This is a genomic window from Marinomonas sp. UCMA 3892, assembly GCF_012726345.1.
Classification (GTDB): Bacteria; Pseudomonadota; Gammaproteobacteria; order Pseudomonadales; family Marinomonadaceae; genus Marinomonas.
The window spans coordinates 261,421-273,475 of the sequence record NZ_PTXN01000009.1; the positions used below are offsets into that span (position 1 = coordinate 261,421).

The window sequence follows — 12,055 nt, forward strand, 5'->3', positions numbered from 1 at the left end:
CAGTAAGTGGCTTTAAATAGACACTATATCTACACGATATTAGCCTTGGTGAGCAAGATACTCATCGTATGTACCTTGGAAATCCACGACTTGCTGTCCTTTAATTTCAATCACTCGGTTCGCCAATGAAGAAACGAATGCTCTATCATGGCTAACAAAAATTAGCGTGCCGTCAAACTCTAGCAAAGCATTGTTTAAAGCTTCGATCGCTTCCATATCCATGTGGTTAGTTGGCTCATCCATAACTAAGACGTTTAAGTCCATCATCATCAACTTACCAAACAATAAACGGTTTTTTTCACCACCAGAACAGACACGTACTTTTTTATTGAAGTCATCCGCAGTAAACAGCAAACGACCCAACATAGCACGAACTTTAAGATCATCATGTTTCGCGGTGCGCCATTTCGACATCCAATCAAACAAGGTTAAATCGCAGTCGAAATCTTCTGTACTGTCTTGCGGGCAGTAACCGATTACGGCGTTTTCAGCCCATTTAATTTCACCTTGTTTGGCTTCTAATTCGTTCATTAAGCAACGTAAAAAGGTCGTTTTACCTGCGCCGTTTTCTCCGATAATCGCCAAACGAGAACCCGCTTCTAAAATCATGTTGCCGCCAGAAAATAGCATTTCATCATAGCCGTGCCCAAGATCTTCTAAAATCAACGCATGCCGATGAAGTTTTTTATCTTGTTTGAAGGTCAACGACGGTGTCATTCGGCTCGATTGTTTTACTTCCGCCAACTCGATTTTTTCTAATTTTTTAGCACGTGAACTAGCTTGTTTTGCTTTAGATGCGTTGGCAGAAAAACGATTCACGAACGCTTGAAGATCATCCATTTCCGCACTTTTCTTCGCATTTTCTGTTAGCAGTTGTTCACGAATCAAAGATGAGGCTTCCATGAAATATTCGTAGTTACCAGGGTAAATACGCAATTCACCAAAATCGATGTCTGCCATATGAGTACATACAGAGTTCAAAAAGTGACGGTCATGGGAAATAATAATCATGGTACATTTACGTTGATTCAATACACCAGCCAACCAGTTAATGGTATGAATATCCAAGTTGTTGGTTGGTTCGTCCAGTAGCAAAATATCAGGATTAGCAAACAAGGCTTGCGCTAATAAAACACGAAGTTTCCAACCTGGCGCGACTTGGCTCATCAAACCAAAATGAAACTCTTCTTCGATGCCGGCTTCTAACAGAATATCACCAGCACGACTTTCTGCACTGTAGCCATCCATCTCTGCGAATTCTGCTTCTAGCTCACCCGCTCGCATGCCATCTTCTTCACTCATTTCTGGCTTAGAGTAGATCGCATCTCGCTCTTGTTTGACTTTCCAAAGCGCCACATCACCCATAATAACGGCGTCAACAACAGTATATTCTTCAAAAGCAAACTGATCCTGGCTTAAAGTACCGACTTTTTCACCCGGAGTAATAGATACGTTTCCAGATGTTGGCGTCAGTGCCCCACTCAAAATTTTCATGAAGGTAGACTTGCCACACCCGTTCGCACCAATTAAGCCATAGCGATTGCCGTTACCGAATTTTGCGGAGATGTTTTCAAACAATGGCGTTGCGCCAAATTGCATGGTGATATTAGCCGTGGAGATCAAAGGAAAAAGCCCTAAACAAAGAGAAATGAAAAACGTTTATACAGACCACAAAATCAAGGTCAAAAGACAAACACAAAGATGGGCGAATATAGAGATTTAAAGCACTAAAGTCGAGAAATAAGTGCCGTTTTTTTGAACAAATTCGTAGATATACAAAAATTAGATCTATTGAGCTTTTGCACTATCAGTTGGAGGGACGGGATGAGTGAAATCATTGTCACTATCAGAAGGCGTTTCTTCGTCCTCAGGTGCCATGTTTTCTTTACAAGCAGTTTTCTGTTCTGCGCTTGCTGCCATAAAGGTTGAAACTTGCGACATCAAAAAACCTAAAATGTCCCGACTTGCACCATTAAGTAAATTTTTTCTGGCTTTCCTTGATATATCCAGCTGTGTCGTTGCCCCCAAAACAAAACTTGCCAATAAACCTGCTGGGCTTGTCGCTTTATCTAAGAGATTATCAACGGCTTTTTCACGGGATTGTTTCGCACGTTTCTCCAATAACTGTGTTCGAAGATAGAGGCGCTCTCGTTGCCGATGCATTCGTTTTATACCAAACATCTACTAATCCTCATCAGTTGGAATAACGGCGTCCAATGTGCGAGCAAAGTTCATGCTTTTTAGGGTTCGCTTTACTAAGTAAAGCAATACAAGAGAACTTAGGAAAGTAACTAAGGTTGCCGTTAATAAAATAGCAACAAGGGAAAATCCATAGCTCCAAGCCACTGCCGCAATGGAAGCAATGATTAATAGCCAAGTGGTCAACAATAAGAAAATAACACCGCACATTAAGGCAAGAAGCTGAGCACTGGATGCAACCCACATCTTAGCCTCTAACGCTCCAAGCCCTAATACACTCTTCAGCCAACTTTTATGGGTATTTATTACCTCATCAAAGTCAGATTGTTCTTTCTCTGAAGACCCGTGCGGTGGTGTTTCCATTATTGCCCTTCCTCTGCTTATTTACGTTTGCAAAGGAAGCTAGCAGCGAGTGCACCGGCTAGGAAAGCTATGCCGATGGTTTTAACAGGGTGTTCTTTGGCATATTCACCAACCGCAGAAGAGATTTTTTCAGATTGGTTTTTCGCAGTATCAGCGATTTTATGGGCTTGTTCACTAATTTGATGAGCCACTTCTTCGATACGTTCTTGGCTCTTTTCTTTCATTTCAGCTGCACTATCGACGCCTTTGTGAGCGGCTTCTGCTGCGCTATCTACTTTTTCATGAGCTTTTGCTTGGGTCGTACTTTTGGTTGTTGTAGCCATTCTTTATTCTCCTTTTAGAATTAAAATTAACTTTTCAACGCCAATCTAGCGACAAAAAAACGAACTAAGTTTTTTAAGACTTAGTGAATATTATAGAATAAGGTAAGAATAGAGTTTCTTGTATTAGTTATAGTAGAGATATAAAAAACTAAACAAGAAAGCTCCCTTACATTCCGCTATTTACACTACTTGGTTAATTTATGATGGTCAAATACAGTCAGCAAAACGCATCATCTTTCCTTTATTTATGGTTGATCTTTAAAGAATGAAACATAACTAGGGGCGCCCCCTCTAAAATGAATAGAAGCATCATTTTTTTTGAATATGTTGATAATAAAAAGGGCAAAAACATACTATTTAGTACATTTTTGCCCTTTTAGAATCGACTCATAACGACCCCTCTGTGTTTATTCCGAGTTCATATATTTTTCGAACATGAGGCAGAAGACACTTTATTTTTTAATATCGACCCAGGCATCCCACCCTTTCCACTCATCCATATCAGAATTACTTACTGTTTCAATATCCTCAAGGGATTCAGCGCGTCTATTAAACACCTGTACGTTCATCAATTTTTTAATTAAACGAGACATCTAAGCTTCCTTATCTTTCATGATTTTGGAAATATCATGCTAGCATTGAAAAACTAAAGGGTACGTCAGCAACCCCTAAAGAAAGTCTCTTTCCCTATTACTCGAACTATCCTTTAGTTTCTTGACGTATAGTTCTTATATGAGGTAAAAAACACTCTAATACGTCTAAAAATAACACAATATGAATGCTTTAAGGAGATTGCTCTTTATTCAGGCCATGATCGAGAAAGTGTCATGATTTTTTCATCCGCGTTACTAATAGCTGCTCGACTCTCACGCCTTCCAAATCCAGTACTTCAAACTTGTAGCCTTCATAGACAAAAAAATCTGTACGCTTGGGCAAGCGTTTTAAGCTGTACGTAATAAAGCCACCAAGTGTTTCATACTGAGTTCGGTCAGGAAACTCTTCTATACTCAAACTGCGCATCACGTCATTAATCGGCGTTAACCCTTCAATCAACCAAGAATTCGGATCACGCTGTACTATTTGCTCTTCATCATGCGGTGTTAATAAACCGCCCATAAAGCCACCCAATAAATCTTTCACTGTCACGATACCTACGATAGTCGCGTATTCATTTACAATGACAGCAAAAGCTTGTGGCGCTACGCGGAAAGCATTAAGCGCTTCGGAAAGAGTTAATGTTTCTGGTAGATAAAACACTTCTTTATCTACTTTTTCAGGCTTAATCTGCGCAGGCTCGCCCTTTAGCACCAAACGTAATATCTCTTTCGATTCAATAATACCTTCGATTTTGTCCAAACTGCCATTACAGACCAAAAAATCGTTATGCGGATGGTCAATAATTTTCTGGCTGATTTCTTCACTACTGTCATCAATATCAAAATAGATAATTTGATCACGAGGCGTCATGGTGCTAGAAATGTTTCGCGTTTCTAATTCAAATACATTACCAATCAGCTGATACTCTTGACTCTGCAAACTGCCATCTTCAGCGCCAGCGTCCATCATGGCAACAATGTCTTCTGTGGTAACCACTTCTTGACGCTCAATAGGTACATTGAACAAACGCAGAATTAAATTAGTAAAACCGTTAAACAGAAAAACCACTGGCGTTAAGATGAAAGTCACCCAAAGCATTGGTGTAACCATTCGAATAGCCACGGCTTCAGGCATAATCATCGCTAAACGCTTAGGTAGAAGATCTGCAAATAAGATAAACAGTGACGTTAAACAAAGAAAAGAAAAGACAAAGCTGACTTGATCCAATAAAGGACCAGAATAAAGCAAACTTACTACTTGCTTTATATATGGTGTAAGTGCTTGCTCACCTACAATACCGCCCAAAATAGCAATCGCATTTAGGACGATTTGAATCATAGCAAAAAAAGCACCCGGCTTTTGTTGCAAGGTGAGAACAGCTTGCGCTTTAACATTGCCCTCATCAGCGAGAACGCGCAATTTAATTTTCCTTGCTGCCGCCATGCCTATTTCAGACATAGCAAACAATGCACTGGCAATAATCAATAAGCCAATACTAAACACATCACTCATTTCTTTCTCTCTTTTCCGAAAAGGCTAACTCAAACGCGGACAGGAATATTCTATTCCTAAGGCAAAATATATAAATATAAGCGCATTATAGAAGGAAGTTGAGTCGATACAACGCTTATTTTTTATACTTTCAGAAGGGTAAAATGCAATATTAAATACCTTTACGAAGACGTAGAATAAAGCAGTTAAACGGTACTCAAAACTTCTCTTAATTCACAAGGTTGACCATGATAATCACACTCACTACACCAGCCATGTTGTTTCCTGCGGTTTCACTATTGCTGCTGGCCTACACCAACCGCTTTGTGACATTGGCCTCGATTATCCGTAACTTTGACCCAAAACTAGAAGACGCAAACATCACAGAACAAATAACGAACCTACGTAAGCGAATTTATTTAATAAGACGTATGCAGGAAGCTGGCGTTATCAGCTTTTTCCTTTGCGTATTATCTATGATGGCGATCTACCTCGAATATCAACAAGTTGGCAGCTACATTTTTGGCGCTAGCCTTGTTTGTTTAATGTATTCTCTGTATCTATCTGTCAGAGAAATCACTATTTCATGCGATGCATTAGAAGTACATCTGCAACACTTTAGTACCAATTTCAAAAAACAAAATCGGAAAAAATAGAGCCCATCAGGCTTCGCTACCTCAAGATTTGAACATTAAATCCTTTCAAAGAAGAGCTAGCAGAATACTGCGAAAAATAGTCAGCGAAGTTTTCATCGATGACTTTTTTGTGAGTCTGACTGGCATGCCGAAGAAACAGCGTGCCATTTTTGCGAATAGCAAGTCCTTGGTGTGAGACATTCATATTCGTACCAATATATTGCTTTAATAACCAATCAGGACGAACCATACTAATCACGCTACCAGAAGGGATTCGATCTAATAAAACTTGGTTAACATGCCGATCACGACCAAGAAACAATTCAGTTAACGGAACATAAGGTAAATAAGCGGGTTCTGGGACAAAAGCCTTTCCTTCTGCATGCAACTGAGCCAATAACTCCCGACAATCGCGGGAAGACTCTGCATCACAATGAATCACATCACTGCTAATACGTTGATACCAGGCGGCTTTATCGACAATCGTCTTTGCAACTCGAGCACCACCATTAGCAACATCTGGCGTTATATCTTGCAAAATAGCTTGATTATTATGAAACCAATCTAAGCTAGGGAAATGATTTCGCGTCACAAAAGACACTTTTGCATCTTTGTAACGCAAACGCATCAAGTTTGTTTTAAATGCTTCAGAAGTGGATGACATTGCACCAGCCAATACCGTTTCAACATAGGTAGTACAATCAAATACATCAAAACGAGTAAGAGGATCTTTGTCATATTTTCCCTGTTCACCTTCCCCAACACTGCCACCTACATACGCAGAACCAAGTAAAATACGACTCAAAGTATCTATTTTTTCTGCATAATTCGAAGCTGAAGAAGCGGAAAGTTTAGTAGAGTTATCATCTATTGTTTTATAGAAAAGCACTTTATTCGTCGAATCAAGTACATTAATAGCCATAGCAGGCGACAAGAAAAGAATGAGTGTACTGACAACAACCGCTTTTTTAATACTACCCTTCATACATATTCCTACTCATACTGCTTTCAATTTGAAACATAAAAAAACAATCCTTGTTTAAAAAACAATCGCCCTATTGTGCTAGACTCAACTAATAATTTGAAATAAAGGCTCGACCATGCAAATCAATAACTCGTCATTTATTTATGGCCAACAAGGTCTACAGCGTAGCCAAGACAAGCTAGATCAAGCAAGCCAGAAAGTAGCAGACGCATCAACACAAACATTGAGCCAGCCCGCTTCAGCCCAAAACTCTGGATTTTACGGCTCTCCTATTCAAGATGGCTTGATAGAAGCAAAAAGCAGTGTATTAGAAGCGCAAGCTAATGCCAAAGTTCTAGATACTTCCGACAAGACCATTGGCCGCCTTATCGACATCACAGTTTAAATAATCTGATCTACTTACAGCTTAAACATTTGATCCCAGCAACTCATGAATTTCATCAACCGATGTAAAACGCACAATACGAGCAACTTCTTGCCCATCTCGAAGCAAGATTAATGTAGGCCAAAGCTTTACGCCAAATTGGCGGCCTAGCCGCTTTCCTTTACCGTCAAATACCTTAATATGAATCAGCTCAAAATGTGATTTCATGACCTCTTCAAGCGCATTACAAGAAGCCTGACAATGACCACACCAAGGCGCCCCAAACTCTAAAATAGCCATACCTTTTAGGCTATTGATCTCATCAAGACTTGGGGATTCTTCTGTATATTCTGGATTAAACCCTATTTGCATTGCTTGCATCAAAAAGCCTCTCTTCAATGTTTGAACAAATCATGTCTATATGAGATAACGCATTACTAAACTCTAATTATTTTCTAAGGATCAAAGACTATGTTCAGTCACGTTATGCTAGGTGCTAATGACATACAAGCTTCAAAAACCTTCTATGATGCCATTTTTAAAACGCTGGGGTGCAACGAAGGATTTATTGATCCGAAAGGAAGATGTTTTTATCGCACAGACACGGGGACTTTCGCCATTACAAAACCAATCAATGGCGAAGCGGCAACTCATGGTAATGGCAGCACAATTGGATTTTCAGCTACTTCAGAAGAGATGGTAAACGCGTGGCATGAAGCAGGCATTAAGAATGGTGGTACCACCTGTGAAGATGCGCCTGGCATTCGTTCATTAGGATCCATGCAGTTATATCTTGCCTATCTAAGAGATCCATCCGGCAATAAACTTTGCGCCATGTATAGAGTTTGATCATTTAATCACATCAGGTAGTCACTATTCGTTCAGTTACTACCTGATAACATTAAACTCTTCTCGACACTCATCAGAGCCCATTTCGAACTCACGGCAAATCCATGGACGATTTTCGTAAATCGTACACAAAAAAGTATCTCTATTAACAGCCGAACACCAACCATCATCTAATCTAAGCATGGTTTCTCCTCCCCACTTATCTACCGATATATGTTTGTCTGGCACACCAGTATCACTGATTATCATCACTTCCATACGGCAGCAGCAAGCTTGACAGTTAGAGCAAGTCACATCAGATTCAGCAATATTTTTAAGAGCGATATTCATAAATAACGACGGATTACCAAGAAGAGAAATATTGTGTAGAGTGACACGCTCGATGTCACGAGCGAAGCCTATACAGAAGTGAATAATATACACGCGATCTAGCTTGGAAGATATTGATGAAAAACAAACCAACCAAACTAGATCGATAAGAAGCGTAAAAAACCAACAGTTAAAATTTATACCTTAAATTTAACCACCAATTCATTTAGCTCAATGGCTAATCGAGTTAATTCCGCTGTGCTTGCACTGGTTTGGTTTGCACCAACTACTGTTTGTGCTGCCAAGTCACTAATGGTCGTAATGTTGCCATCAATTTCTTTCGCAACATTAGACTGCTCCTCTGCTGCACTCGCAATTATATGGTTACTATCACTAATCGCAATAATACGGGCAGTAATTTGCTCCAACGCCTTCGCAGCTTCAGCCGCAACTGTTTGAGCTTGATTGGTTTTTTGACTGGTGCTTTCCATTGAAGACACGGCTTCATTTGCTGAAAGCTGAACCTGACGAACCATGGTTTCAATTTCACCTGTTGATTCTTGAGTTCGATGAGCAAGACTTCTTACTTCATCTGCCACTACCGCAAAACCTCGGCCAGCTTCACCGGCACGTGCCGCTTCAATTGCTGCGTTTAAAGCTAATAAGTTTGTCTGTTCTGCAACCGCACGAATCACATCAAGGATCTGACCAATCGACGCGACTTGTTCAGCCAATTGGTTAATTACTCGGGTACTGGTCGTCATCTCTTTATTCATATCAAGAATAACGGCCGTTGTATCACCAACACGYGCTTTACCTTCAGCCGCCAATTTGGCTGACTCAGCAGATGCTTCAGAAGTTTGCTGTGCAGTTCGAGCCACCTCGTCTACCGCAGTGCTCATTTCAGTAATAGCGGCTGCAGCTTGTTGGATTTCTTCATTTTGTAACATTAATCCATTCGACGAACTTTCTGTCACAGAGCTTAGTTCTTCTGCCGCTGAGGCAAGCTGACTCGATGAATCACCAATGTGGACAATGGCCTCTCGCAAATTCCCCTGCATCACTTTTAACGCATTGATTAAACGCGTTAATTCATCATCTCCTTGTGCTGTAATTGGTTGAGTCAAATCGCCCTTGGCAATGGCTTCTGCTGAGATAACGGCATTTTGCAATGGGGTATTGATACTTTTAGAGAGAACGACCGCGATGGTCGATGCTATTGCAGCAGCAGTACCAATAATAACGATAATTAGCATAAAGCTTGAGTCATATTCTCTTGCCGAATCTAAATTGGCTTCATCGGCACCTTCTTGGTTAGCTTTTACAAGCGCCCTCAGTAAACGCACCATATTATCAGCCGCACGATTCATCTCAGACACTAAAGCTGAAGCCGCTTCTTTATTACCTTGTATTGACAACGAAGAGACATCACCTTGTAATTTATAATAACTTGCCTCAGCTTTTTTAAACTCTTCAAACAAGCGCCGTTCGCTGTCTAAGTTAATCATTGATTCGTATTCTAATAAATAACTTCCCACATCTTTTTTTATATTTTCGAGCTCGACTAAAGTGGCTTTCTTATCACCTTCATTAGTCTCATTCAGCAATCTTAAACTAAAGATCCTCACTCGCATCAGATTACTATTTACATCACCTAGACTTGTAATTGCAGGCAGAATATTTGTTTCAATCATCTTAGCATTAGTTCGCATATCTTTCATGGCTGACATAGTCACACCACCTAGACAAACTAATAAAAATATAATTACCGTGAAGGCCACCATTAAACGTGACCTAATATTGATTATCCTTAACATTTCACCATCCTTTTTAAAGCTAAAAACCTTATTACTTTACCATACAAAAAATGCATTTAATCTAGTTTAGAAGTTATTAATAGAATATAAACTTACTAAACTAGATCAATAATATATTTTAAATTAAATCTAAAAAACTAACGGTTAAAATTTATACCTTAAATTTAACCACCAATTCATTTAGCTCAATGGCTAATCGAGTTAATTCCGCTGTGCTTGCACTAGTTTGGTTTGCACCAACTACTGTTTGTGCTGCCAAATCACTAATAGTCGTAATGTTGCCATCAATTTCTTTCGCAACATTAGACTGCTCCTCTGCTGCACTCGCAATTATATGGTTACTGTCACTAATCGCAATAATACGGGCGGTAATTTGCTCCAACGCCTTCGCAGCTTCAGCCGCAACTGTTTGAGCTTGATTGGTTTTTTGACTGGTGCTTTCCATTGAAGACACGGCTTCATTTGCTGAAAGCTGAACCTGACGAACCATGGTTTCAATTTCACCTGTTGATTCTTGAGTTCGATGAGCAAGACTTCTTACTTCATCTGCCACTACCGCAAAACCTCGGCCAGCTTCACCGGCACGTGCCGCTTCAATTGCTGCGTTTAAAGCTAATAAGTTTGTCTGTTCTGCAACCGCACGAATCACATCAAGGATCTGACCAATCGACGCAACTTGTTCAGCCAATTGGTTAATTACTCGGGTACTGGTCGTCATCTCTTTATTCATATCAAGAATAACGGCCGTTGTATCACCAACACGCGCTTTACCTTCAGCCGCCAATTTGGCTGACTCAGCAGATGCTTCAGAAGTTTGCTGTGCAGTTCGAGCCACCTCGTCTACCGCAGTGCTCATTTCAGTAATAGCGGCTGCAGCTTGTTGGATTTCTTCATTTTGTAACATTAATCCATTCGACGAACTTTCTGTCACAGAGCTTAGTTCTTCTGCCGCTGAGGCAAGCTGACTCGATGAATCACCAATGTGGACAATGGCCTCTCGTAAATTCCCCTGCATCACTTTCAAGGCATTGGTTAAACGCGTTAATTCATCATCTCCTTGTGCTGTAATTGGTTGAGTCAAATCGCCCTTGGCAATGGCTTCTGCTGAGATAACGGCATTTTGCAATGGGGTATTGATACTCTTAGAAAGAACGACTGCAATAATCGACGCTATTGCCGCCGCAATAACAATTATAAAGATGATTAACGTGAAACTTTCATTATACTCTTTTAACGAGTCCGCACTGGCCTCGTCAGCACCTTCTTGATTAGCAATGACAATTGCTTTTAACAGTCTTACCATATCATCAGCTGCTTGATTCATATCAGCTATTAAGGCTGAAGCCGCTTCTTTATTACCCTGCACCGATAACAAAGAAACATCACCTTGTAACTTATAATAAGTTGCCTCAGCTTTTTTAAACTCTTCAAACAGGCGCCGTTCGCTGTCTAGGTAAATTGTTGACTCATATTCTGATCTATACTGGGCCACTTCTTTTTTGATACTTTCAAGCGCGGCTAAAGTATTTTTTTTATTTTCTTCATTGGTCTCATTCAGTAATCTTAAGGTGAAAATCCTCACTCGCATCAGGTTACTATTTACATCACCTAGACTTGTAATAGCAGGTAATATATTTGTCTCAATCATCTCAGAATTAGATCGAATATCTTTCATGGCTGACATAGTCACACCACCAGGGCAAACGCACGAACATTATTTGATCAACCCCATCACCTTGAACAGATACGCATCATCCCAACCACAGGCCTTACGCTTGTTTTTGATACCCAGTTTTACACTGGTTTCCTGCTTTAGTAGGTTTAGAGCGATTTGTCGGGTGGTTGCTAGGTTTTCTGCCGCATAACCTTGCCTAGCTCGACACTGATCTTCCCCAAAAGAGACATCCAGAACCCAATGAAGCTGGTTTTCGACGCCCCAATGCTCGCGAGTGGCCTTTAATACTTCTTCTGCCGTCATCAGTTTGCTGGAAATAAAGTAACGAATATGGCTTCGGCCTCTTTCATTAGCAATACGATCTGACTGTATCGCGGCGATGGTTTGTACTTGCCATTCTGTTGCAATAGACAGAGACGACAAGTCCATCGTGGACCAGCATCGACGG

The 12,055-nt window shown here is 40.4% G+C and carries 15 protein-coding genes; 3 read left to right on the forward strand and 12 right to left on the reverse strand.

Annotated features, from left to right (window positions below; genetic code table 11):
• Positions 1 to 39: 39 nt before the first annotated feature.
• From B6N13_RS14730 to B6N13_RS14755, 6 genes are all read right to left on the reverse strand, one after another.
• The gene (locus tag B6N13_RS14730) at positions 40 to 1,623 is read right to left on the reverse strand and encodes an ABC-F family ATPase (protein WP_012070985.1); all 1,584 of its coding nucleotides are present in this window, start codon (positions 1,621 to 1,623) and stop codon (positions 40 to 42) included.
• A 165-nt stretch (positions 1,624 to 1,788) separates the two neighbouring features.
• Positions 1,789 to 2,181 carry a hypothetical protein gene (locus tag B6N13_RS14735; protein ID WP_169459789.1) on the reverse strand — a complete coding sequence of 131 codons (393 nt, stop codon included), beginning with the start codon at positions 2,179 to 2,181 and terminating at the stop codon, positions 1,789 to 1,791.
• 3 nt (positions 2,182 to 2,184) lie between these two features.
• Positions 2,185 to 2,562 carry a hypothetical protein gene (locus B6N13_RS14740; RefSeq protein ID WP_012070987.1) on the reverse strand — a complete coding sequence of 126 codons (378 nt, stop codon included), beginning with the start codon at positions 2,560 to 2,562 and terminating at the stop codon, positions 2,185 to 2,187.
• 17 nt (positions 2,563 to 2,579) lie between these two features.
• Positions 2,580 to 2,885, reverse strand: coding sequence for a DUF883 C-terminal domain-containing protein (locus B6N13_RS14745; protein WP_012070988.1), 306 nt, complete (start codon positions 2,883 to 2,885; stop codon positions 2,580 to 2,582).
• Between the two features lie 452 nt (positions 2,886 to 3,337).
• Complete coding sequence (locus tag B6N13_RS14750) at positions 3,338 to 3,478, reverse strand: hypothetical protein (protein ID WP_157035994.1); 141 nt, start codon at positions 3,476 to 3,478, stop codon at positions 3,338 to 3,340.
• A 232-nt stretch (positions 3,479 to 3,710) separates the two neighbouring features.
• Positions 3,711 to 4,994 (reverse strand): hemolysin family protein, encoded by a 1,284-nt coding sequence (locus B6N13_RS14755; RefSeq protein ID WP_012070989.1) that lies wholly within the window; start codon positions 4,992 to 4,994, stop codon positions 3,711 to 3,713.
• Between the two features lie 227 nt (positions 4,995 to 5,221).
• Between B6N13_RS14755 and B6N13_RS14760 the strand changes: the two genes are divergently transcribed.
• Positions 5,222 to 5,629: a DUF2721 domain-containing protein gene (locus tag B6N13_RS14760; RefSeq protein ID WP_169459790.1), complete on the forward strand. Its 408-nt coding sequence runs from the start codon at positions 5,222 to 5,224 to the stop codon at positions 5,627 to 5,629.
• A 16-nt stretch (positions 5,630 to 5,645) separates the two neighbouring features.
• On the opposite strand, the gene B6N13_RS14765 is transcribed toward B6N13_RS14760, so the two are convergent.
• Complete coding sequence (locus B6N13_RS14765; RefSeq protein ID WP_169459791.1) at positions 5,646 to 6,593, reverse strand: N-acetylmuramoyl-L-alanine amidase-like domain-containing protein; 948 nt, start codon at positions 6,591 to 6,593, stop codon at positions 5,646 to 5,648.
• Positions 6,594 to 6,708: 115 nt separating this feature from the next.
• Between B6N13_RS14765 and B6N13_RS14770 the strand changes: the two genes are divergently transcribed.
• Positions 6,709 to 6,978 (forward strand): hypothetical protein, encoded by a 270-nt coding sequence (locus B6N13_RS14770; protein ID WP_169459792.1) that lies wholly within the window; start codon positions 6,709 to 6,711, stop codon positions 6,976 to 6,978.
• A gap of 21 nt (positions 6,979 to 6,999) precedes the next feature.
• Here the strand turns inward: B6N13_RS14770 and B6N13_RS14775 are convergent, their stop codons facing one another.
• Entirely contained in the window at positions 7,000 to 7,338 is a 339-nt protein-coding gene (locus B6N13_RS14775) for a thioredoxin family protein (RefSeq protein ID WP_211172878.1), read from the reverse strand.
• A gap of 90 nt (positions 7,339 to 7,428) precedes the next feature.
• Here B6N13_RS14775 and B6N13_RS14780 point away from each other — a divergent pair, with 90 nt between their 5' ends.
• On the forward strand, positions 7,429 to 7,806 hold the full coding sequence (locus B6N13_RS14780) for a VOC family protein (RefSeq protein WP_169459794.1): 378 nt from the start codon (positions 7,429 to 7,431) through the stop codon (positions 7,804 to 7,806).
• A gap of 39 nt (positions 7,807 to 7,845) precedes the next feature.
• On the opposite strand, the gene B6N13_RS14785 is transcribed toward B6N13_RS14780, so the two are convergent.
• From B6N13_RS14785 to B6N13_RS14800, 4 genes are all read right to left on the reverse strand, one after another.
• The gene (locus B6N13_RS14785) at positions 7,846 to 8,229 is read right to left on the reverse strand and encodes a YkgJ family cysteine cluster protein (RefSeq protein WP_348981551.1); all 384 of its coding nucleotides are present in this window, start codon (positions 8,227 to 8,229) and stop codon (positions 7,846 to 7,848) included.
• 83 nt (positions 8,230 to 8,312) lie between these two features.
• On the reverse strand, positions 8,313 to 9,932 hold the full coding sequence (locus B6N13_RS14790; RefSeq protein WP_169459795.1) for a methyl-accepting chemotaxis protein: 1,620 nt from the start codon (positions 9,930 to 9,932) through the stop codon (positions 8,313 to 8,315).
• Positions 9,933 to 10,083: 151 nt separating this feature from the next.
• Positions 10,084 to 11,616, reverse strand: coding sequence for a HAMP domain-containing methyl-accepting chemotaxis protein (locus tag B6N13_RS14795; protein ID WP_248280343.1), 1,533 nt, complete (start codon positions 11,614 to 11,616; stop codon positions 10,084 to 10,086).
• 30 nt (positions 11,617 to 11,646) lie between these two features.
• The coding region (locus B6N13_RS14800; RefSeq protein ID WP_169459796.1) for an ISAs1 family transposase at positions 11,647 to 12,055 on the reverse strand (409 nt) is incomplete at its 5' end.

Excerpts from the sequence above, each read along its gene's own strand:
- B6N13_RS14735 (WP_169459789.1), bottom strand. The coding sequence starts at position 2,181 with ATGTTTGGTATAAAACGAATGCATCGGCAACGAGAGCGCCTCTATCTT.
- B6N13_RS14740 (WP_012070987.1), bottom strand. The coding sequence starts at position 2,562 with ATGGAAACACCACCGCACGGGTCTTCAGAGAAAGAACAATCTGACTTT.
- B6N13_RS14745 (WP_012070988.1), bottom strand. The coding sequence starts at position 2,885 with ATGGCTACAACAACCAAAAGTACGACCCAAGCAAAAGCTCATGAAAAA.
- B6N13_RS14750 (WP_157035994.1), bottom strand. The coding sequence starts at position 3,478 with ATGTCTCGTTTAATTAAAAAATTGATGAACGTACAGGTGTTTAATAGA.
- B6N13_RS14755 (WP_012070989.1), bottom strand. The coding sequence starts at position 4,994 with ATGAGTGATGTGTTTAGTATTGGCTTATTGATTATTGCCAGTGCATTG.
- B6N13_RS14760 (WP_169459790.1), top strand. The coding sequence starts at position 5,222 with ATGATAATCACACTCACTACACCAGCCATGTTGTTTCCTGCGGTTTCA.
- B6N13_RS14765 (WP_169459791.1), bottom strand. The coding sequence starts at position 6,593 with ATGAAGGGTAGTATTAAAAAAGCGGTTGTTGTCAGTACACTCATTCTT.
- B6N13_RS14770 (WP_169459792.1), top strand. The coding sequence starts at position 6,709 with ATGCAAATCAATAACTCGTCATTTATTTATGGCCAACAAGGTCTACAG.
- B6N13_RS14775 (WP_211172878.1), bottom strand. The coding sequence starts at position 7,338 with ATGCAAGCAATGCAAATAGGGTTTAATCCAGAATATACAGAAGAATCC.
- B6N13_RS14780 (WP_169459794.1), top strand. The coding sequence starts at position 7,429 with ATGTTCAGTCACGTTATGCTAGGTGCTAATGACATACAAGCTTCAAAA.
- B6N13_RS14795 (WP_248280343.1), bottom strand. The coding sequence starts at position 11,616 with ATGTCAGCCATGAAAGATATTCGATCTAATTCTGAGATGATTGAGACA.